18 protein-coding genes and 1 tRNA gene are annotated in these 20,795 nt (G+C 36.1%); 10 read left to right on the top strand and 9 right to left on the bottom strand.

Annotated features, from left to right (window positions below):
- Positions 1-58 precede the first annotated feature (58 nt).
- Positions 59-832: a nuclear transport factor 2 family protein gene (locus tag BC781_RS22850; protein WP_109622379.1), complete on the top strand. Its 774-nt coding sequence runs from the start codon at positions 59-61 to the stop codon at positions 830-832.
- Positions 833-903: 71 nt separating this feature from the next.
- Here the strand turns inward: BC781_RS22850 and BC781_RS22845 are convergent, their stop codons facing one another.
- From BC781_RS22845 to metG, 5 genes are all read right to left on the bottom strand, one after another.
- Positions 904-1,194, bottom strand: coding sequence for a thioredoxin family protein (locus BC781_RS22845; protein ID WP_109622378.1), 291 nt, complete (start codon positions 1,192-1,194; stop codon positions 904-906).
- Positions 1,195-1,337: 143 nt separating this feature from the next.
- Positions 1,338-1,739 (bottom strand): SpoIIAA family protein, encoded by a 402-nt coding sequence (locus tag BC781_RS22840; RefSeq protein ID WP_158281563.1) that lies wholly within the window; start codon positions 1,737-1,739, stop codon positions 1,338-1,340.
- 151 nt (positions 1,740-1,890) lie between these two features.
- On the bottom strand, positions 1,891-2,913 hold the full coding sequence (pheS, locus tag BC781_RS22835; RefSeq protein ID WP_109622371.1) for a phenylalanine--tRNA ligase subunit alpha: 1,023 nt from the start codon (positions 2,911-2,913) through the stop codon (positions 1,891-1,893).
- Positions 2,914-3,082: 169 nt separating this feature from the next.
- Positions 3,083-4,237 carry an alpha/beta hydrolase-fold protein gene (locus tag BC781_RS22830; RefSeq protein WP_109622369.1) on the bottom strand — a complete coding sequence of 385 codons (1,155 nt, stop codon included), beginning with the start codon at positions 4,235-4,237 and terminating at the stop codon, positions 3,083-3,085.
- A 133-nt stretch (positions 4,238-4,370) separates the two neighbouring features.
- Positions 4,371-6,443: a methionine--tRNA ligase gene (gene metG / locus BC781_RS22825; RefSeq protein WP_109622367.1), complete on the bottom strand. Its 2,073-nt coding sequence runs from the start codon at positions 6,441-6,443 to the stop codon at positions 4,371-4,373.
- Between the two features lie 263 nt (positions 6,444-6,706).
- Between metG and BC781_RS22820 the strand changes: the two genes are divergently transcribed.
- A complete protein-coding gene (locus BC781_RS22820) occupies positions 6,707-7,222 on the top strand; it encodes a hypothetical protein (protein ID WP_109622365.1) in 516 nt (171 codons plus the stop codon).
- Between the two features lie 50 nt (positions 7,223-7,272).
- Here the strand turns inward: BC781_RS22820 and BC781_RS22815 are convergent, their stop codons facing one another.
- The 3 genes from BC781_RS22815 to BC781_RS22805 form a co-directional block, all read right to left on the bottom strand.
- Positions 7,273-9,693, bottom strand: a complete 2,421-nt coding sequence (locus BC781_RS22815; protein WP_109622363.1) for an ABC transporter permease — start codon at positions 9,691-9,693, stop codon at positions 7,273-7,275.
- A gap of 290 nt (positions 9,694-9,983) precedes the next feature.
- Positions 9,984-10,682 carry an ABC transporter ATP-binding protein gene (locus BC781_RS22810; RefSeq protein WP_109622361.1) on the bottom strand — a complete coding sequence of 233 codons (699 nt, stop codon included), beginning with the start codon at positions 10,680-10,682 and terminating at the stop codon, positions 9,984-9,986.
- Between the two features lie 29 nt (positions 10,683-10,711).
- Positions 10,712-11,953 (bottom strand): efflux RND transporter periplasmic adaptor subunit, encoded by a 1,242-nt coding sequence (locus BC781_RS22805; RefSeq protein ID WP_109622359.1) that lies wholly within the window; start codon positions 11,951-11,953, stop codon positions 10,712-10,714.
- A 584-nt stretch (positions 11,954-12,537) separates the two neighbouring features.
- Here BC781_RS22805 and der point away from each other — a divergent pair.
- The 4 genes from der (at position 12,538) to BC781_RS22785 (ending at position 17,461) form a co-directional block, all read left to right on the top strand.
- Positions 12,538-13,842: a ribosome biogenesis GTPase Der gene (gene der, locus BC781_RS22800; protein WP_109622357.1), complete on the top strand. Its 1,305-nt coding sequence runs from the start codon at positions 12,538-12,540 to the stop codon at positions 13,840-13,842.
- A 144-nt stretch (positions 13,843-13,986) separates the two neighbouring features.
- Positions 13,987-14,916: an NAD-dependent epimerase/dehydratase family protein gene (locus BC781_RS22795; RefSeq protein WP_109622355.1), complete on the top strand. Its 930-nt coding sequence runs from the start codon at positions 13,987-13,989 to the stop codon at positions 14,914-14,916.
- A gap of 261 nt (positions 14,917-15,177) precedes the next feature.
- Positions 15,178-16,788 carry a sensor histidine kinase gene (locus tag BC781_RS22790; protein ID WP_109622353.1) on the top strand — a complete coding sequence of 537 codons (1,611 nt, stop codon included), beginning with the start codon at positions 15,178-15,180 and terminating at the stop codon, positions 16,786-16,788.
- Positions 16,760-17,461 (top strand): response regulator transcription factor, encoded by a 702-nt coding sequence (locus tag BC781_RS22785; protein ID WP_109622351.1) that lies wholly within the window; start codon positions 16,760-16,762, stop codon positions 17,459-17,461. The genes BC781_RS22790 and BC781_RS22785 overlap by 29 nt, the downstream gene beginning before the upstream one ends.
- Positions 17,462-17,501: 40 nt before the next feature.
- Here BC781_RS22785 and BC781_RS22780 read toward each other — a convergent pair whose 3' ends face one another.
- Positions 17,502-17,927, bottom strand: coding sequence for a hypothetical protein (locus BC781_RS22780; RefSeq protein WP_109622349.1), 426 nt, complete (start codon positions 17,925-17,927; stop codon positions 17,502-17,504).
- A gap of 194 nt (positions 17,928-18,121) precedes the next feature.
- On the opposite strand from BC781_RS22780, the gene BC781_RS22775 reads away from it, so the two are divergent.
- From BC781_RS22775 to BC781_RS22760, 4 genes are all read left to right on the top strand, one after another.
- Positions 18,122-18,195, top strand: a tRNA-Arg gene (locus BC781_RS22775).
- A gap of 194 nt (positions 18,196-18,389) precedes the next feature.
- Positions 18,390-18,950, top strand: a complete 561-nt coding sequence (locus BC781_RS22770; RefSeq protein ID WP_109622347.1) for a TerD family protein — start codon at positions 18,390-18,392, stop codon at positions 18,948-18,950.
- 159 nt (positions 18,951-19,109) lie between these two features.
- Positions 19,110-20,081, top strand: a complete 972-nt coding sequence (locus BC781_RS22765) for a PspA/IM30 family protein (RefSeq protein ID WP_109622345.1) — start codon at positions 19,110-19,112, stop codon at positions 20,079-20,081.
- Between the two features lie 132 nt (positions 20,082-20,213).
- A complete protein-coding gene (locus BC781_RS22760) occupies positions 20,214-20,774 on the top strand; it encodes a TerD family protein (RefSeq protein ID WP_109622343.1) in 561 nt (186 codons plus the stop codon).
- The last annotated feature ends 21 nt before the right edge of the window (positions 20,775-20,795 follow it).

Raw genomic sequence — 20,795 nt, 5'->3', positions numbered from 1 at the left:
AAAGAACTATTTGTACACGTAAATAAGTTCTAAGATAAAACAAATCAATCGGGTAGTTATGGATAATATAAAAGCTAAAATTAAACAGTACTATTCATTAATTCTTCAAGGTGATTATCAGTCTTTAGAACAATTTTTTCACAGTGAACCCAGAATTAATACACCTCAGCATGGTGAAGTAGTAGGTAGAGCAGCATTTATGGCCTACGTGAAAGATCGTCAGCAGTGGTTGAATGCACATAATTCAAGTTGTGATATTGTTTCTGTAATTGAAACGGAGAACAGAATAGTGGTAGAAGTGAAGTTGCTACTAACGCTGAAAGAACCTACAGAGTCTGATTTGGTTGAGTTGCCTGTATCTGTAACAGCAGATATCAGAGATGGCAAAATACTGTATTTGAGAAGCTACCATAGTACATTGCCACTTTCGGGTACTAATCATATCAGAAAACCCATCTTAAGAACTAAGGAGAAGTTGGAAGAGCCAGAGGTAATCCAGAATTACTTTGTGTCGCTCAGACATGGCAGTGAACAAGAAATTTTAAACTTGTTCAGTGAAAAAGCTTACATCAGAGAGCCTATTGGTGATGCATTCGTACATCAGGGCAAAGAGGAAAGAGAGGTTTATTTTCAGAATGTTTTAGCCAAAGGTGGTGTACAGCTAAAAGAGTGCACGACTACTTTTGATGGAAAACAACTTGCTGTAGAATATGTCTGTGATCAATGGGGAAGAAATAAATTAGAACCTCAGGCAGGTATGGCAATTTATGAGTTGGATCAGGATAATAAGATAAGTGCAGTACGTATTTATGATGATATAGCGGCTGCTTAAGGGCAATAAATTGGATTTAAGTTGATTTGATTTCTCTCAAAAAAGTCATCCTAAATTTCTTTTGGGATGACTTAAATTGTGGCTACTAAAATATCTTTAAGTTCTTCAGAAGTGATTTCTCCTTGATGTCTCCACAATTCTTGTCCTTTTTGAAAAAGAATAAGTGTTGGTATACTTTTTATCTGACATTGTAGTGCTGCTTGTTTGTGCATATCTACATTTACTTTTACCCAACGCAGATCTATGGTTTCCATCATCGCATCGAGTTTTGGGATAAATGCTTTACAAGGTTCACACCAATTGGCGTAGAAAAATAGTAATACGGGTTTTTCAGAAAATATCAGTCGTTTAAAGCGTGCCATACAAATTCAACTTCACATAAATATTCAATACACTTGAAACTCTTCTTTGTATAAATTTGTTTGCATTTTTTTTAATGACACGCCTAAACAGTTAGTATATAAATGAAATATAGCTGGTATTCATTGAAAGAAAAACAATGTGGTTAGTTCTGTAATAACCAGGCTTTTGCCTCTTCGCTATCCTCAAAATGTCTTACAGGCATGTTTTTACCATGATCTTCCTCAAAAATTTGTTCTACAGAAACCTGAGTGAAGAAATCAGGCGATTGTACAAAGGCCATTTTTCTCATATTTTGAGATAAAGGAATGGCTACATTGATATCATGCCATTGGTGAAAGTGATCATCCATTGTGAAAAGAAATTCTCGATTATCACAAAAGATATAATTAGCATCTTCTTGCGTAGATATATCAACTACCTGAAGAAGAAATCTTTTGAATTCATCTTCTGGCATATAATAAGACTGCGAATTCCAAATACAATCAAGCGTTTCAGTTTCTTTATTGTGGAATAGGCTGCAGTACTTGTTTTTTAATACTTCCATAGTTTCACTCATCATTGATTCAAAACTAATGAAGTAGAAGAAAGACTTCTTTTGCTATTTGTGAAGAAGCTTACGCGAAAGAGGAAAGCATAAAAAAAGCTAAAAACAGACAGGCTGCTTTTAGCTTTTATATGGATAATCCAATCAGAAATTATATTGAACTGAATTGTCTTAAGAAGCGGACATCATTTTCTGTGAAAAGACGTAAATCGTTGATGCGGTATTTCAACATCGTGATACGCTCGATACCCATACCGAAGGCAAAACCTGTGTATTTGTCAGGATCAATACCTGAAGCTTCCAATACATTAGGGTCTACCATACCACAACCACCAATTTCTACCCATCCTGTGTACTTACAAATATTACAGCCTTTACCACCACAAATGTTACAGCTTACGTCAAGCTCTGCACTTGGTTCAGTAAATGGGAAGTAAGATGGACGCAAACGGATTTTTGTGTCTGGTCCGAAAAGCTCTTTGGCGAAATAATACAAAGTATCTTTCAAGTCTTTGAAACTTACATTTTTATCAATGTAAAGTCCTTCTACTTGGTGGAAGATACAGTGTGCTCTTGCTGAAATTGTTTCGTTACGATATACACGACCTGGAGAAAGTGTACGGATTGGAGGCTCTTGATTTTCCATAACCCTAACCTGTACAGACGAAGTGTGTGTACGCAAAGCAATATCAGGATCTTTCTCCAAGAAGAAAGTATCTTGCATTTCTCTCGCTGGGTGGTTTGGAGGGAAGTTCAAGGCAGTGAAGTTATGCCAATCATCTTCAATCTCTGGACCTTCAGAAATATTGAAACCAATTCTTTCAAAGATTTGGTTGATTTCAGCTCTTACTTTTGTAATTGGATGAACACTACCCAACTCATGAGGAATATTTGGAAGTGTAAGGTCAAGTCCTTCTGCAGCAGAATTGTCTGATGCACTTTCCAAAGCTTCAACTAATTCTTTGAATTTATCTTGAGCAGCATTTTTCAGCATGTTTACTTTCTGCCCAAATTCTTTACGCTCTTCAGGAGCGACGTTTTTCATTTGTCCGAAGATATCACCAATAACACTCTTACGGCTAATGAAGCGCATACGGAAGGCTTCAAGTTCTTCTGCATTGGCTGCCGTAGATTGGGCAATTTCTTCTGCTATTTTTTCGATTTGCTCAAGCATGCTCTTTTGAATTTATATGCAATGAGTAGGCTTTTATACCTACTCAGTGAAGATCAATTTATAAAGGAACAAATTTAATAGAAAAAACATAAAGTTGAAGTCCTTTTGAAAAGCAATCTGTTGGTGATAATGAAAGTCATACATTTGACTGATGCAAAAAGATACAAGGCTAGAAAAATAACTTCAAGGCTTTAGGCATCCGTTTTGCCCAAGCGGCTTCGTTGTGCTGTGCGTTTTCATCAATCACATAAAATAAATCTTGGTTTAAGATATATCCTTTTTCTTGAAGAACTTTAATCATTTCATCAATGCCCGGCTGTAGCTTTTGTTCGAGTCCTATTCCACCGTTATCGATGTAGAATTTTAAGTCTTTTTTCTTTCCTGTATAAGCAAGCACATCGTCTACATAATCGATATCTTGAATTTTGAAGGCGGGTGACATACAGATAGCTCCCGAGTAGATTTGGGGATATTCCCAAGCGAGCATAAATGAGATGATTCCTCCCGAAGATGAGCCTCCAACGATGGTGTGTTCCCTGCCAGTCTTGGTTCTGTATTTCTTATCGATTATTGATTTGAGTGTATTCACCATAAAATCCATATAGGCACTTCCCTCCTTTCCTGGGCTGTATTCTGGAGTTCTGTTTTCGGTGCAGTAAGCGCCTACAATGATGAATGGCTGGATTTCCTTATTGTTGATAAGTTCGGTTGCCGTTTCATCTATAGCCCAATCTACTCCAAAAGATGCTGTTTTCGGATCAATGATATTCTGACCATCGTGCATATAAAGTACAGGATATCTTTTATCGGGATTCGCTTCGTATTCTTTAGGTAACCAAACAATAACATCACGCGGAAGTATCCCCTCTCCTTTTAGCTGTTCGAGGTATTCTACTTTTCCTGTAATCTGACCTCTGATAGGCATTTCTCCTCCTTCTTTCCAATACTTTATTTCATGATGGATATTCTCGTTATCTGTTACTTTAAGAATGAAATTAGAAAGAGGATTTCCTGTTGAATCTGCAGCTTCATTGCTCCAACTACCTAGTGTGAATTTATATTCGAGCGCTAGTCCTTTTTCAAATTCGAGATCAATTTTCCATTTATGATCTCCGAGTTTGTCTAAGGCTACTTTTTGCGGATGCCATGCTCCGAGTTTCTGATCTCCTCCAGAAATGTAAACATCGGTATCACTGTCCAAATCGGGAGAAGTGACGATGAAGCTGATCTCTTTTTTATTTGATTCTTCAGCATTTTGTTGGTTGCTACATGCAAAGAATGAGAGAAATGTAAAAAGAAGTGTTAGGTTAAAAATTACTTTCATTTTCATAAGTGTTTAGTGCTATTCAAAGAAAGATAATCTATTCTTTGCTTCAAAATTACTAGAGATCGTACAAATAAAAATCCCTCTCTAGCACAATGCCAAAGAGGGATAGAAATCTATTTCGAAAGGAAAATTATCTGATTGTGCTACCTGGCGTTACTTCTGCTGTAGGTGATACAAATGACAATGATCCATCTTTATCTTCTGCCATCAAGATCATACCTTGAGACTCAATTCCTCTGATTTTACGAGGAGCCAAGTTGATCAAGACACTTACTTGTTTCCCGATGATATCTTCAGGTTCGAAGTATTCCGCTATACCACTTACAATGGTACGTTGGTCAAGACCTGTATCTACGGTTAATTGAAGTAACTTTTTGGCTTTCTTTACTTTCTCTGCTTTCAAGATTGTACCTACACGGATATCCATTTTCATGAAATCATCGAAAGTAGCTTCATCCTTTTGAGGTTCTGCTGGAGTCTGAGCCAATTTTGTTTTCTCCAATTTCTCGATTTGTGCTTCAATTACTTTGTCATCGATCTTATCGAACAACAATTCAGTTGGAGCCAATTTATCGTAAGCATAAAGGATATCTGGGCTACCTGCATCTTTGAAGTTCAATTCTTTCATTCCCAAGATATGACGGATTTTCTCAGCCGTATTTGGTAAGAAAGGAACCATAATGATTGCAAGGTTTGCTGAAATTTGTAGCGCAACGTTCAAGATTGTAGCTACCAACTCCTTATCGTCTTTGATGAGTTTCCAAGGCTCTGTATCAGCAAGGTATTTGTTACCCATACGAGCAATGTTCATCAATTCGAATTGTGCTTCCTTAAATTTATATTGATCGATCAAGTTCTGAATCTTAGCAGGAGCTTCAGCCAATTTTTGGAAGATTTCTTTTTCCATTGGTGTGATTTCTCCACGCATCGGGATTTCTCCGTCAAAGTATTTGTGTGTCAATACAGTTGTACGGTTGAAGAAGTTACCCAAGATTGCTACCAGCTCATTGTTATTTTTCGCTTGGAAATCTTTCCATGTAAACTCAGAGTCTTTTGCTTCTGGAGCAATTGAAGTAAGCGTATAACGCAATACATCTTGTTTATCTGGGAAAGCTTCTAAGTATTCGTTCAACCAAACCGCCCAATTACGAGAAGTTGAAAGTTTATCACCTTCAAGGTTCAAGAACTCGTTTGCAGGAACGTTTTTAGGCAAAATGTAACCGTCATTTACGGCATTCAACAAGATTGGGAAAATGATACAGTGGAATACGATATTATCTTTCCCGATAAAGTGAACAAGTTTCGTTTTATCGTCTTTCCAATATTTTTCCCAGTCCTTATTATTTTGAGAAGCCCATTCTTTGGTTGCAGAAATATATCCGATTGGGGCATCTAACCAAACGTACATTACTTTACCGTCGGCGCCTTCTACAGGAACTTTCACTCCCCAGTCAAGGTCACGAGTCATGGCACGTGCTTGAAGACCTCCGTCTAACCAAGATTTACACTGACCAAATACTGTACGTTTCCAGTCGTTTGGATCATGAAGTTGTTCTCCGTTTAGTTTACCATTCTCAATCCATTCACGTAACCAATCCTCATGGTTTTCCATTGGGAGGTACCAGTGTTTTGTTGTCTTAAGAATAGGTGTTTCTCCTGTGATTTGAGATTTAGGATCGATCAAATCTGTAGGACTTAAAGAAGTACCACATTTTTCACACTGATCTCCGTAAGCATTCTCGTTACCACATTTCGGACAAGTACCTGTAATGTATCTATCAGCCAAGAATTGTTCTGCTTTTGGATCATAATATTGCTCACTTTCTTTCAAAGTAAACTTATCTTGATCGTTTAGCTTCGTGAAAAACTCTTGGGCAGTTTCGTGATGTAATGGCTCCGAAGTACGGTGGTACATATCGAAGCTAATTCCGAAGTTCTCGAAATCGGTTTTATTGATGTTGTGGTATTTGTCAATAATTTCCTGAGGTGTGATACCTTCTTTCTTTGCTCTGATGGTGATGGCTGCACCATGCTCGTCGCTACCACAAACAAAAACGACGTCTTCTCCTCTCTGTCTTAAAGATCTTACATAGATATCCGCAGGCAAGTAGGCTCCTGCTATATGACCAATATGAAGGGGGCCATTGGCATACGGAAGCGCTGCCGTTACGGTATATCTTTCAAACTGCTGATTATCTGCCATTATATTTATATCGTGAAGGTTGAATTCAGAATGAATTAATCACAACAAAATTACAAATAATCGGGAGGGATTAAAATTGAATGTGATGTTTCGGCAGTTGTGTAAGACTTATTCCAAATATGTAGAATAGAGAACTTAGTTCTTTAGGTATAAGATTGTGAAATAAGTTTAACTTCATGTAAAATAATGTAAAGGAATTGTCTTTCGATTTGAGGGAGATGTCAATGCTGTGAGAAACTATTAATCTTTAAACTAAAGCATTGATGAAAGCTATCATTTCTACCCTCATTTTTATAATTATTTCTACTACTGGATTTGCTCAACAAGCAAGCGTAGAAGATCGAATTTTTGGATTACAACTCGGATTGACATCTGGTATTTCGGCATATTATGAACATAAGTTAAATCATAGTTTTGCTTTACGGACGGAAGTTTTTACAACTTGGGGGTATTCTAAATCTTTGGGATTTGAAATTAATCCTGCAATTGCTTTAGAACCCAAGTATTATTACAATTTGAAAAAGCGAAAAGAGAAGGGCAAAAACATTGCTAAGAATTCTGGAAACTATTTGAGCTTACGTTCGATGTATTGGAAAGACCCGTTCTATGAAGATTCACGAAAACATCGGATGTATTTATTACCGATGTGGGGAATGCGCAGAACAATTGGAGAGCACTTTAGCTATGAATTTGCAGCAGGAGGAGCTTATGAGATTGTACCTAAAGGAAAAGATGAATTAGGTTTGAGTATTGATTTTAGAATTGGTTATACATTTTAGAATAAAAAAAAACTCCACACAGTTTAAGTGACTGTATGGAGTTTTTTATTCTATTCATATTTCAGAGAGAATGCAGGATTTGTGCGAGCAGCTTTGATCGCGTGATAGCTCATCGTGAGCCAAGCAATCAGAGCAGAGATAAAGCCAGCAAAAAGAAGCACACTCACATTTATTTCTGTACGGAACTCGAAGGTTGTAAGCCATTCATTCATTACAAACCATGAAAGCGGAGCAGCAATCACAAAGGCTATTAAGACAAGCTTTCCGAATTCTTTAGAGATCATCATGACAATCTGCATAACACTCGCCCCTAATACTTTTCTTACACCGATTTCTTTTGTTTTCTGTTCGGCTGTAAATGCTGCCAACCCAAATAGTCCGAGACAAGCAATAAGGATAGAAAGCCCTGCCAATACCGCAAAGAGTTGTCCTGTTTGCTGTTCTGTCTTGTACATATTATTGAATTTCTCATCAAAGAAATGGTATTTGAAAGGTAAACCTCCTGTAGTAGCCGACCATTGCTTTTCAATATGCTCAAGCGCTTGATCGAGTTGATTTGCTTGAGTTTTGATGATTATATCTTGTGAATAATTGCCCATTCTCAAACCTAATTCTCCAATCTGATGATGAAGTGAGCGGTAATGGAAATTTTTGGCGACACCAATTATTTTTAAAGGCTGCAATTCTGTTGGACTTTTGTAGGTATAGACAAACTTACCAAGAGGATTTTCTCCAAGATTCATTTCTTCAACAGCACTTTCATTCAAAATGATAGCAGTGGAATCGGTTAATATTTTTCGATCAAAGTTTCTTCCTTTAATGATTTCAATATTGAGTACATCTACATAATCTTCATCAATATTGAAGACATCCATTAATAAACCTGTGTTTAAGTCTGCATTTGGTGTAGGCCAATACATCGTGTTGTTATTCCAGCTCGGAACAGGTAAATAACTAGACGAAGATGAAGATTTTATACTGCTATGTTTAGCGAGTTCATTTCGGAAACTTTTCTTCTGATCTTTTAGCATATGAGCATCACCTAGAATGATGATATGTTCTCTGTCATAACCCAATTCTTTGTTTTGGATATAATTGAGCTGTTTGAAAATAATCAGAGTGGCAGCAATCAAGAATGTAGAGATGGCGAACTGCCCAATTACCAAAATACTTCTCAAGCTTCCTCCTTTCATTCCTGTGCGTAAACTCCCTTTCAATACTTTTGAAGGAACAAATGAAGAAAGGAATAATGCAGGATAACTCCCTGCCAATACTCCTACAAAAAGGATAAAACCAATGAGTACGATAAATACAGGGAGATTACCGAAATAGCTCGGGTCAAGTTCTTTTCCGGCAAGTGTATTGAAGTAAGGTAATGTGTTTTCTACAATCAATAAGGCAAAAATCATCGCAATGACAGCCAACAAGAATGACTCTGATAGAAACTGCTTGATGACTTGCTTACGAGCAGCTCCTAATACTTTTCGGATACCTACTTCTTTAGCTCTATCTGCTGAGCGAGCTGTCGCAAGGTTGATGTAGTTGATACATGCGATGAGTAAAATAAAGAATGCAATTGCTGAAAAGATATAGACATAGCTGATATTTCCGTTGTTACTCATTTCTGAATCTGAATGCGAATACAAATGAATATCAACTAATTTCTGAAGACTATAATGTACACTCTGGCGCATTAATACAGGGTCTGCAGCTGCTTTTCCTAAAAACTGCTCAATTTCTGGAAGCATTTTTTCAACACTATGCATAGATATGCGGTCACCTAGCTCTTCAATATCAACACCTTCTTTTACTTTAAAATATGAATAGTAGTTGTTAGATAGCCATGAGCGATAATTGAAGTTATCTTTTGCGACCATCAATACCATTGCCTTAAATTCTAAATGAGAATTGGAAGGCAAGTTTTTCATCACTCCACGAACAGTGTAGGCTTTTTTGTTTTCAAACAGGATTGTTTTTCCTATAGGGTCTTCATCTCCAAAAATCTTGGTAGCATGATCTTCATCCAATACAATGGAAGTTTCATCTTGTAAAGCTGTTTTAGGATCTCCTTTTATAAATGGAATGGTAAAAACATCAAAGATACTTGGCTCTGTACGCATGATCTCATCAATCTTCAAGGTCTTATTGTTGTATTGAATGAGTTCCTCGCCATAGTGCTTAAGCCTTACTCCAGCTTCAAATTCGTTGAAGTTATCCAAGTAACTTTGTACTACAGGATATGGTGTAATTGGTCCTTCAAATCGACTTTCATTAAATGTTAGGTCACCATAGACTCTATAAATCTGATCAACATTCTCATGATGTCTATCGTATGAGAGTTCGTCTTGGACATAGAAAAAGATCATCAGACAAACAGATAGACCTACAGATAGTCCGAATACATTGATGAAGGTGTAAAATTTATGTTTGAGTAGGTGGCGTACCGTAATTTTTAAGTAATTCTTCCACATAGTAGATGGTGTTTAGTGTTGTATTATTCTTTTGTCTTGACACAAAAGAGAAATATTTCTTTAGTGAGAGTATTTCATAGGTATCATTCATACACAGTGGAGATATTTAGGGGTGTTCACTCTGAGTTGTTCATTTCTTTGCTTGATCAAAGAAACGAACCAAAGAAAATCAAGCCTCATAAAAAACGGACAGCCCGCATCCCTTATTTCCTCCGCTTTTGAGGCAAATGCCCCTCAAGAAAAGGTAACACAGAAAAATGTGTATGAAGTGAAATAGACTTACTCACTTTCTATGGAGTCACAAGTGTGTTCTTGTCATTGACTCTTTCACTGATTATTTCACCATCTAATAAATCGATGACACGGTGTGCAAAACTAGCATCGTAAGATGAGTGTGTTACCATCACGATGGTTGTGCCTTTTTCATTGAGTTGGGTAAGAAGGTTCATCACTTCTTCTCCATTTTTGGAATCCAAGTTACCTGTAGGCTCATCGGCAAGAATTAGTGGTGGATTGGTAACTACGGCTCTTGCAATCGCAACTCTTTGTTGTTGACCACCCGAAAGCTGTTGTGGATAATGGTTTCGGCGGTGCATGATGTTCATTTCTTCCAAGACTTTATCAACACGAGCTTTTCGTTCTTTGGCAGGGACTTTTAAGTAAAGCAAAGCTAGTTCTACATTTTCGAAAACGGTCAGCTCGTCGATAAGGTTAAAGCTCTGGAAAATGAACCCGATATTTCCTTTTCTGATCTTTGAACGTTGTTCTTCGTTGTAGCCTACAATTTCATTTTCCAAGAAGATCATTGAGCCGTCCGATGGGGCATCGATCAGACCAAGAATATTAAGTAGTGTTGATTTTCCACAGCCCGATGGTCCCATGATCGCTACAAATTCGCTATCTTTAATTTTCAGATCAATTTGATTTAGAGCTGTAGTTTCTAATTCGTCTGTGCGGTAGATTTTTGATAATTTCTCTAGTGTAAGCATAGTAATGTGTTTTAGTCGACACTGAATGATTAATGAATATCTAAGATTTCTTTATCCCCGAAGTTTTCGTAGCCTGAAACAATGACCTTCTCTCCTACTGAAAGTCCGCTAGTCACTTCAATGAATTTTGAGTTTTGTTTTCCTAATTTGATTTTTCGTTTCTGTGCTGTTTGTCCATCGTCAGACAATACATAGACGTAGTTTCCTCCTGTAGATTGGTAGAATCCGCCCATCTGAAGCATTTTACTATTATTAGTTTGTTCGTATTGCAATTGCATATGTAGGCTCAAACCTCTTTTGATATTTGCAGGGATTTTATTTTCAAAAAGTAGATCTACTTCAAAAGTCCCTTGTTTGATACTCGGATAGATTTTGGTGACGGTCAGTACATAATCATTCTGATCGAAATGAAGTTTTGCCTTCTGCCCTACTTCTGTTTTTGGAAGGTAAATCTCATCTACTTTAGCTCTGACTTTGTAGCCTCCATCCATATCAATTTGTCCGATGCGCTCGCCTCTTTCAATAGACTGACCAACTTGCCAATCGGGAGTTGAAAGCTGTCCTTTGATCGGAGCTTTTACCGTCAGATTATCCGCAATCTTACCAATAGAGTTCAAGCTTTGCCACATTCTTTTTTCCGACTCATCCAACTGCTGCATCTGAAGTTGCTTCATAGCCGAGTCTCTTTTGTATGAGGATGCAGTGTTTTCTCTTTTTTGTTGATAAAGCTTGAATTGTGCTCTGAAATCTTCAAACTCTTTTTGAGAAATCATCTTTCGCTCAAAGAATACTTTCTTGCGTTCTAGTTCGGGTTTTAGAATTTCGAGTTGATAATCAATTTCAGCTAATTCATTTTTCAAGTTCAAAAGATTCTGATCGAGTAAAAGTCTTGTGTTCTTTACATTATTGATTTGCTCATAAAGCTGTGCTTCCCGATTAAGTACATCCAACTGCAAATTTGAATTAGTCAGACTAATGATCGTTTCTCCTTCCTGTACTTGTTCCCCTGAGGTTTTCTGTACCTCTTGAATTATTCCACCTTCAATGGCATCTATAAAAACAGAACGAATTGGCTGCACATATCCTGTAATCAAAATAAAGTCTTCGAACTGTCCCTCGATTACTTCAGCGATAGCCAATCGATCACGTTCTACACCAATGCTATCTTTCCAGTCTAAAGCAGCAACCGCAGAAGCAACAATGACTACAAGTACAGCGAGTGTAGCAATATATTTTTTGAATGGATTTTTTTTCTTGATGACTTTATCCATAATGAAAACCTTGAATAAAAAATTGAAATAGTTAATCAGTCGAAAAAGAGAATTTCAAGGGCTGTGCCAAAAAAAAGAATAGCTCCAAATACGCTATTTAAGCCTGTTTTTTTCGAAAGTGTTCATTTATGAAGTTCGATTTGGTACGAAAGTGGGCGAAATCGCGCGGCAAAAAGAAGGAAAAAGTACTGTGAATTGCTTTTGCTGCTGAAGCTCATGATTTCTTTGGTTTAAAGATTCAGTGGAATAGAAACTATACTAAAATAAGTATACTGTTATAAAATATTGAGATAATTATAGCATCTAAAAACAAAAAGTTTAGCCAAATCTTGGAATAAAAAGGAATAAGCTATGACCTTTTCAAATATCATTCGGATATTTGCAGCTTAATTAAAAGAGAGCCTCCTAAAATTTAGGTTCAGAGTAGGTTACAAAAGAACTCCAACTCTTTTCTACTCGTTTTTTTATAGCTAGAGATTGCCACAACAAGCATTCTTCTAGCAATGAAGACTAGTCGGGAGACTACTCGAAATATGTATGTAACCCGATCTGAAAAGATAGGGCATCATTTATAAGAAAATAATATGGCAAATATTGTAGCAATTGTAGGGAGACCCAATGTTGGGAAATCTACCCTTTACAATAGGCTTGTAGGAAAAAGGGATGCAATTATGGATGACCATAGTGGCGTGACCCGAGATCGTCATTATGGCACAGGTGAGTGGACTGATAAACGTTTTACAGTTATAGATACAGGCGGGTACGTTCATGGTTCGGATGATATTTTCGAAGGAGCGATCCGTAGTCAAGTAGAAATGGCTTTGGAAGAAGCCTCTGTCATTTTGTTCGTTGTAGATATTTATGACGGACTTACAGGTTTAGATAATGATTTTGCAAAGGTTCTTCGCCGTTCTAAGAAACCTGTTTATGTAGTATGTAACAAAGCTGATACTACAGAACGTGTACAAATGGCTGGAGACTTTTATGCTTTAGGTATGGGAGATGTTTATCCTGTATCGGCATCAAATGGTTATGGTACAGGTGAGCTTTTGGATGCGGTTACTTCACACTTTGAGCCAGAGCCAGAAGTTGAAGAAGATCACATTCCAAAAATTGCAATTGTAGGACGTCCGAATGCGGGTAAGTCTTCATTGGTAAACTTACTTCTAAATAAAGAAAGAAGTATTGTTACTGATATTGCAGGAACAACTCGTGATACTGTCGATTCTCATTATACGGCTTTCGGAAAGGATTTTGTATTGGTAGATACAGCAGGTATTCGTAAGAAATCTAAAGTACATGAAGATATCGAATTCTATTCTGTTCTACGTGCATTGAGGGCTATTGAAGATTCAGATATCTGTATAGTGGTAGTAGATGCAACACGTGGATTGGAAGCTCAAGATATCAACATTGTAAACCTAGCTCAAAAGAATAAGAAAGGGGTAGTGATTATGATGAACAAATGGGATTTGGTGGAAAAAGAAACCAACACAGCCCGTAATGTAGAAAAAGATATCAGAGATCGATTAGGTTCATTCAGCTATATTCCAATCATTTTTACTTCGGTACTCACGAAACAACGTGTATTGAGAGTAATGGAAAAAGCGGTAGAAATTTATGAAAATAAAGTCACTAAGATTTCTACTTCTAAGCTAAATGAAGTTATGCAGAAAGAAATTGAAAGATATCCTCCACCTGCATACCGTGGTAAATACATCAAGATTAAATATATCACACAACTTCCTACGCATAATCCAACGTTTGCCTTTTTCTGTAACTTCCCGAAACATATTAAGGATCCTTACAAACGTTTTCTGGAAAATAAGATGCGTGAGCACTTCCCATTCGAGGGAATTCCAATCAAATTGGTATTTAGGGACAAATAAAATATTGTAACAATACATAGAGTCCTTTGGAATATTTCAAAGAAGTTTTCCAAAGGGCTTTTTTTAATTTGTACTTTTTGAAAAGGATACGGTATTATTATTGTACAATCCAGTACAATAGTCCTAAAGAATAGAATTACCCAAATGAGTACTTACAGGAGAAATATTTTAATTACAGGTGGAGCAGGATTTATTCCAGCATCACTTGCGGAGCGTTTGGCAGAAGACCCAGATAACTTCCTTGTCTTAGTTGATAATTTTTTAACTGGGAGAAAAGAGAATATTCCACAAAGAGATAATGTCAAGTTTATAAAGTGTGATGTGAATGTCTATAATGATATCGCACCAATTATGACAGCTTATAAATTTGATTATGTTTTCCATTATGCTGCTGTTGTTGGGGTAAAACGTACCCTAGACAACCCTGTAATGGTTCTGGATGATATCAAAGGAATTGAAAATATACTTAACCTGTCTAAGAGTACAGGTGTAAAAAGAGTCTTTTATTCATCTTCTTCAGAGGTATATGGAGAGCCTGTGCATTTACCACAGCATGAGGTGACAACTCCTTTAAACTCTAGACTACCTTACGCTATCGTAAAGAACTTAGGAGAAGCATATTGTAAATCATTCTACCAAGAGTATGGTTTAGAATATACAATCTTCAGATTCTTTAATACTTACGGTCCATTGCAAAGTACAGACTTTGTAATGTCTAAGTTTATTAGTGCTGCTAAGCAAAATAAAGATATTACGGTTTACGGAGAAGGAAATCAGACTCGTACCTTCTGTTTTATCGATGATAATTTAGATGCTACTGTAAAATGCCTTTATGAAGATAAGCATGTAAATGATGTCGTAAACTTAGGTAATGATAAAATTGTAACAATTTTAGAGCTAGCAGAGACTATTGTAAAACTAACAGGTTCTACCTCTAAGATTGTACACCTACCACCATTGGAAGAAGGTGATATGACACGCCGTCAACCAGACATTGAAAAAATGCGAAACTTACTTGGTCGAGATTTATTACCACTAGAAGAAGGTATAAACAGAGTACTAGAATCAAGATAAGTATAGCTTTAAATTAAAAATGAAGGCATAGCTGAATAGGCTATGCCTTTGTTATATGCACATTTTGAAGCTCTTATAGGAAGTATAGGTTTTTGGTTTCTTATCAAAGTTTAGCAAATTTTATGTGCCAAATAAAACGATTTTAAATTAACAAGCCTTACATTCGTAGAACTCAGAACGTAGAAACGATAATACATTTAGTAGGGAGGCACTGTGACAAAGAAGAAGTTAATATCGATTATCTCACTCACAAGTATTGCTATGCTAGGACTGACGATCTTACAGTTCTACTGGATTCAGGAAGCAATAAGAGTGAAGAAAGATCATTTTCGATCAGAAGTCAATGAAGTATTGACAGCTGTGGTCTCGCGTTTGGAACAAAGAGAAGCAATCTATCTTGCCAAGCAAGAGTTGAAGCAGGTCAATGTTTCTAATGACGATGTTATGGTACAGGCTGACACTGCAAGTTCTTCTGCAACATGGACTAAAGCACATCAGTTTGATGTCACTAAGACATTTAGTTCTAAGAGTCTGGAAGAAAGTGGATTTGTCTTTGAAGTCATGGAAAAGACTAAAATCTTCCAAACGGGTGTTGTAAAGAAGAAAAGTCTAACTGATATGGACTCAAAAGTTCGGTTAGAACTCCCTAAAGGAGATTTCCCGAATATGTTTATTGATTCGGATACAGTGGATGGACAGCAAGAAGAGCGAATCGCTAAAATTGCAATGAAGTCCGACTTTATTCGAAATATTTTGAGAGAGTTAGTACTGAGTAGTGAAGGACAAGATATAAAAGATAGAATAGATCAATCATTGCTAGATTCTTTATTGACTCAAGAGTTAGTGAATAGAGGTTTATTGGTAAAATATGATTTTGCTGTAAGAAGTACAGACCTCGATCACGGACATGACAATGAAGTTGTGATTTGTAGCAATGAAGCCAAGAAGAACAGTATTTTAGAGTCAGAACACAGAATAAAGCTTTTTCCAAAAGATATCTTTGATAGTAGAAATATGCTTTATGTTACATTTCCTGATGAATATAAAATCATTGTTCAGAAAATGGGAATTGTATTGCTTTCATCTTGTTTATTCATACTGTTAACAATCTTCTCATTTGTATTTGCAATCAGAACGATCATTTTACAGAAAAAGCTATCTGAGATTACAAATGACTTCATCAGTAATATGACTCACGAGCTTAAGACGCCAATCTCAACGGTCTCATTGGCTTGTGAAGCACTGCTTGATCCAGATATTCAAAAGATTCCATCTATTTCGAATCGATATTTGAATGTGATTAAAGACGAAAATAAACGTCTTTCCACACAAGTAGAGAAAGTATTACAGATTGCTCGTTTAGAAAAAGAAGATTTTAAACTTAAAGTAGTTCCTATTAACCTACATCAGGTTGTAGAAAAAGCACTAGAGAATACACATCTTCAGATTGAGCAAAGAGAAGGGAAGTTATCTGCTGATTTACAGGCTACAAATCCTATTATTGAAGGAGATGAAGTGCATTTAACCAATATAGTATATAACCTTTTGGATAATGCCATTAAGTATTCTCCTGAAAAACCAGAAATTGAAATTCGTACGGTTGATAGTAACCAAGGAGTAAGAATTATCGTTTCTGATAAAGGACAGGGTATTGCAAAAGATCAAGTACATAAAATCTTTGACAAATTTTACAGAGTTCCGACAGGAAACGTACATAATGTCAAAGGCTTTGGTCTCGGGTTGAGTTATGTGAAACGAATTGTGAGTGCACATAAAGGAGACATCAAAGTAAAAAGTGAACTAAATAAAGGAACCTCATTCATTATATATTTACCGCATAAGCATGGACAAAACGAAGGTGCTATTAGCTGAGGATGACCCAAACTTGGGAATGCTTCTAAAAGAATATCTTGAAGTTAAAGGATATGATGTAACTCACCGTACTGACGGAGAAGAAGGTTACAATGCATATACTGAAGATACATATGACATCTGTATATTTGACGTGATGATGCCTAAGGTAGATGGATTTACCTTAGCGAAAAAAATCCGTGAAAGAGATACAGAAACGCCTATTCTTTTCCTTACAGCCAAGTCTTTGAAAGAAGATACGCTACAAGGATTTGCCGTAGGTGGTGATGATTATATGACCAAGCCTTTCAGTATGGAAGAGCTTTTGGCACGTATACAAGCAATCCTTAGAAGATCGAAGAAAGATACATCCTCTAAAGAGACACAAACGATATTTGAAGTAGGAATTTTCTCATTTGACTTCAATGCACAGTTATTGACCAATACGCTAAATGGCGATGAGCAACGCTTGACTTCAAAAGAGTCTGCTTTGCTACGTTTATTAGCCATTTATAAAAATGAAGTAATGGATCGTTCAGAGGCACTGAAGAAGATTTGGTTAGACGATAACTATTTCAACTCTAGAAGTATGGATGTTTATATTACGAAATTAAGAAAGTTCTTGAAGCCAGATGAAAAACTGAAGATTGTGAACGTACACGGTCAAGGTTTCAAATTGGTTGAATTGAACTAATAAATAGCTATATAAAGATAAATAAAGCCCAAGTCAGTGTTTAATTGACTTGGGTTTTATTGTATAACCACATACATGCTTTTTCTTTAGACTGAAAATACTGCACTTTTAGCTCTATACTTTTGTCCATTGTATTTTCTATTCCTTGTTCTACAGATAACTGAGAAAAGAAATCATCACTGACAATGAAAGCATGTTTTTTACATTCGTCCTCTGAGTAGAAAAACTGTGTTTCTATACTAGCCCACTCTTGTTCTTCAGGAGAAATAGTATAAGTAAAGTTGGTAAGGTCTGTGAACAGAAATTCAGGTTTCTTCTTTGCGTACATATCTAACCAAACAAGAACCTCCTGTTTATAACTTACTGCATCAAGGTTATTACTTTCATCTAACCAATAGTTAGACATAGTTTGGGTTTCTGGAGAATACTCGATTACGTGGTACTTACTTTTATAGATGACTTCCATGTTTTTCTTTTTTCACTAAATTCTGAAAGCTGGAGAAAAAATGTAGAAGAAAAATTAAAAAAAAGTTACTCATGTACATTTCACAGAATCAGAGAAATAAGTGGATGAAGAATCTTAGCTTAAATTTTATTTAGGATTTAAGGTTTGCAGATATGGAAATCCTTCTTACCTTTGCAACGCTTTAAAACAAAAACGGCCTCCTAGCTCAACTGAATAGAGCATCTGATTACGGCTCAGAAGGTTGCAGGTTTGAATCCTGCGGAGGTCACAATAAGCTCTTAGATTTAGTTCTAAGGGCTTTTTTTGTACCCTAGTTTTTTAGAGTCATCCTATCTACATTGTACATTCGGAAGCTATGAATTACTTCATCCTTGAAGATTTTTGATTAATAAGTTAAAGCTTCTTTACGATAAATATTTTCGAATAAATTGTAGCCCGAATAAAAAGTAACAAGACCTAATTATGACTATCACTCTTGAAAAAGGAGGAAGATGTAATCTTTCTCACACCTCACCACCACTTCAAAAAGTAATGATTGGATTGGGTTGGGAGTTGAAGCCCAATGCAAGCCTAGACCTAGATGCTTCCGCTTTTATGCTTGGAAAAGACGGAAAGTTAATTGCCAGTGAATTCCTAGTATTCTACAACAACCTCAAATCACCAGATGGAGCCATTCAGCACACAGGGGACAATCGTACAGGGATTGGAGATGGTGATGATGAAATGCTTCTGGTAAATCTAGAGAGTATAGACCCAGAGGTACATGAAGTGATTATTGCAGCTACAATTCATAATGCCATTGAGAAGGAACAATCCTTTGGACTTTTGAATGAAGCCTACATTCGCTTGGTAAATATTGATACTAGGAAAGAAGTAGCGAGGTATTCTTTAGGCTCAGAGTTTTCAGATGCAACAGATATTGAGTTCGGAAGACTTCTGAAAACAGAAACTGGATGGTCTTTTGAGGCTTTAGGAAAAGGAGCAACAAAAGGATTGGAAGGACTCGTTTCTACGTATCAATAAAAAGCTATTTATAGTTAAATGAAAAGGACTACTTCTGTAAGTAGTCCTTTTTTATTTTAATCTGATGAGATGCTCATATAGTATTAGTTCTATCTTTATTTTTCATACTGAATTATCTACTTTGTATTTATATCATTTACTGATTAAAACAAGAATCAAATGTGGGCAAAATTATATAGTAAGGTTCAGCAACTCGTGACAAAGGAAGAAAATCAAGATTCTAAAAAAATCATTCGTTTGGCTATTCAAGAGGTTGAAGTTGCAATAGAAAAGAATAATGCTGTATTAAAAAATACGCTTGTAAAGCAAAAAGAGCTAATCAGTAAGTTACAGGAAGCTGAAAACGAACAAAACCTTCATCATCAGAAGGCATTGGATGCGGTGAAGAATAAGCATGAAAGGTTAGCTGAAATGTATCTTGAAAAGGAAAATACAACAAAGCTTTATAAAAATAAGTTGGCTGAAATGTGTAAGGAGATAAACTTGACTGTAAGCCGAATAGAAAAGCAGTTGGTAAGACTGAAAATTCAGAAAGAAGAAATTGAAAATAAAGAAGCTATCCTTTCAGCAAAATTAGAAAGTGCCAATACACAAAGAAGTCTTGAAGAGAACTTAGCAGAATTGGATAAGGATAATCATATCGAGCTTTTTGAGGAAGAAGTATTAAAAATGGAAATACAAGCCGATATGGCTGAAGAAGTACTCTCATTGGATGATGAAATAGCCCAAATAGAACTGAATGACGATGTAAATAGCCTTCAAGAAGAGTTAAATACTTTGCAGATAGAAGAACAGCGTAAAAAAGATATAGCCCTCCAGAAAAGAATACAACAATTAATGCGTGTTTCACCTGAGAAAGAGCAACAACTTCTAAAAACTAAACTTGAAGAGAATGCCAAGAAAAAGTCTGAGGTAATAGCTTCTTGGGAAAAGGACAGAAAGAACTCTGATCAGAAATCTCAGAAAGATTTGATTAATGATTTTTTTAGCGAGAAACAAAGTAAAATACCAGCAAAACCTGAAGAAAATCCTTCAATTGAGAAAGATAAGAAATCAATAATGGACGACTTTTTTAAGCAAAGTGAGCAACAAAATAAAATAGATGATTTCTTTAATACAGAGGATGAATAAGCTTATTCACCTAGATTTTATCCGCTCATATTTCATTTTTAGAATTATAGATTTACACTAATTAATCAACCTTTTAACTATTGTAGTCGTATAGTTAATTATTAAATCTTTATCAATTATTTTTTATAAGACATGGCAATATCATTACAGAAAGGTGGCAGATTTAATCTAAGTAAAAAAGAACCAACTCTTAAGAAAATTATGATTGGTCTCGGTTGGGAAGTAAAAGCTGGGGCTACTCTTGATTTGGATGCATCGGTATTTATGGTCGGTGCAAATGGAAAGTTACCTGCCGATGAGTACTTTGTATTCTACAATAATCTCAAATCACCAGATGGAGCAGTACAGCATACAGGTGATAATAGAACTGGAGCTGGTGAAGGCGATGATGAAATGATTCTCGCAAATTTAGACCTGATTAATCCATCAGTTCAAGAAATAATCATTACAGTGACTATTCATGATGGCGATCAGAGAAACCATTCTTTTGGCTTATTAAGTGATGCTTATATTCGACTAGTTAATGTTGATACTGGAAATGAAGTATTAAGATACAATCTTGGGAATGAGTTTTCAGAAGCTACAGATGTAGAATTTGGAAAACTTGTAAGAGAAGATGGTGGATGGACTTTTGTAGCTTCTGGTATTGGTGAACGCAAAGGTTTACAAGGACTTGTTGATATTTATGCTTAACTATTTATTTTTTATATAACT

The sequence above is a fragment of the Sediminitomix flava genome, assembly GCF_003149185.1.
Classification (GTDB): domain Bacteria; phylum Bacteroidota; class Bacteroidia; order Cytophagales; family Flammeovirgaceae; genus Sediminitomix; species Sediminitomix flava.
Note: the sequence above shows the minus strand (reverse complement) of the source record. Positions and strands in the feature narration are given on the sequence as shown.

Excerpts from the sequence above, each read along its gene's own strand:
- BC781_RS22840 (WP_158281563.1), bottom strand. The coding sequence starts at position 1,739 with ATGGAAGTATTAAAAAACAAGTACTGCAGCCTATTCCACAATAAAGAA.
- BC781_RS22820 (WP_109622365.1), top strand. The coding sequence starts at position 6,707 with ATGAAAGCTATCATTTCTACCCTCATTTTTATAATTATTTCTACTACT.
- BC781_RS22765 (WP_109622345.1), top strand. The coding sequence starts at position 19,110 with ATGTGGGCAAAATTATATAGTAAGGTTCAGCAACTCGTGACAAAGGAA.
- BC781_RS22845 (WP_109622378.1), bottom strand. The coding sequence starts at position 1,194 with ATGGCACGCTTTAAACGACTGATATTTTCTGAAAAACCCGTATTACTA.
- BC781_RS22785 (WP_109622351.1), top strand. The coding sequence starts at position 16,760 with ATGGACAAAACGAAGGTGCTATTAGCTGAGGATGACCCAAACTTGGGA.
- BC781_RS22810 (WP_109622361.1), bottom strand. The coding sequence starts at position 10,682 with ATGCTTACACTAGAGAAATTATCAAAAATCTACCGCACAGACGAATTA.
- pheS (WP_109622371.1), bottom strand. The coding sequence starts at position 2,913 with ATGCTTGAGCAAATCGAAAAAATAGCAGAAGAAATTGCCCAATCTACG.
- der (WP_109622357.1), top strand. The coding sequence starts at position 12,538 with ATGGCAAATATTGTAGCAATTGTAGGGAGACCCAATGTTGGGAAATCT.
- metG (WP_109622367.1), bottom strand. The coding sequence starts at position 6,443 with ATGGCAGATAATCAGCAGTTTGAAAGATATACCGTAACGGCAGCGCTT.
- BC781_RS22770 (WP_109622347.1), top strand. The coding sequence starts at position 18,390 with ATGACTATCACTCTTGAAAAAGGAGGAAGATGTAATCTTTCTCACACC.
- BC781_RS22780 (WP_109622349.1), bottom strand. The coding sequence starts at position 17,927 with ATGGAAGTCATCTATAAAAGTAAGTACCACGTAATCGAGTATTCTCCA.
- BC781_RS22795 (WP_109622355.1), top strand. The coding sequence starts at position 13,987 with ATGAGTACTTACAGGAGAAATATTTTAATTACAGGTGGAGCAGGATTT.
- BC781_RS22850 (WP_109622379.1), top strand. The coding sequence starts at position 59 with ATGGATAATATAAAAGCTAAAATTAAACAGTACTATTCATTAATTCTT.
- BC781_RS22790 (WP_109622353.1), top strand. The coding sequence starts at position 15,178 with ATGCTAGGACTGACGATCTTACAGTTCTACTGGATTCAGGAAGCAATA.
- BC781_RS22815 (WP_109622363.1), bottom strand. The coding sequence starts at position 9,693 with ATGTGGAAGAATTACTTAAAAATTACGGTACGCCACCTACTCAAACAT.
- BC781_RS22760 (WP_109622343.1), top strand. The coding sequence starts at position 20,214 with ATGGCAATATCATTACAGAAAGGTGGCAGATTTAATCTAAGTAAAAAA.
- BC781_RS22805 (WP_109622359.1), bottom strand. The coding sequence starts at position 11,953 with ATGGATAAAGTCATCAAGAAAAAAAATCCATTCAAAAAATATATTGCT.
- BC781_RS22830 (WP_109622369.1), bottom strand. The coding sequence starts at position 4,237 with ATGAAAGTAATTTTTAACCTAACACTTCTTTTTACATTTCTCTCATTC.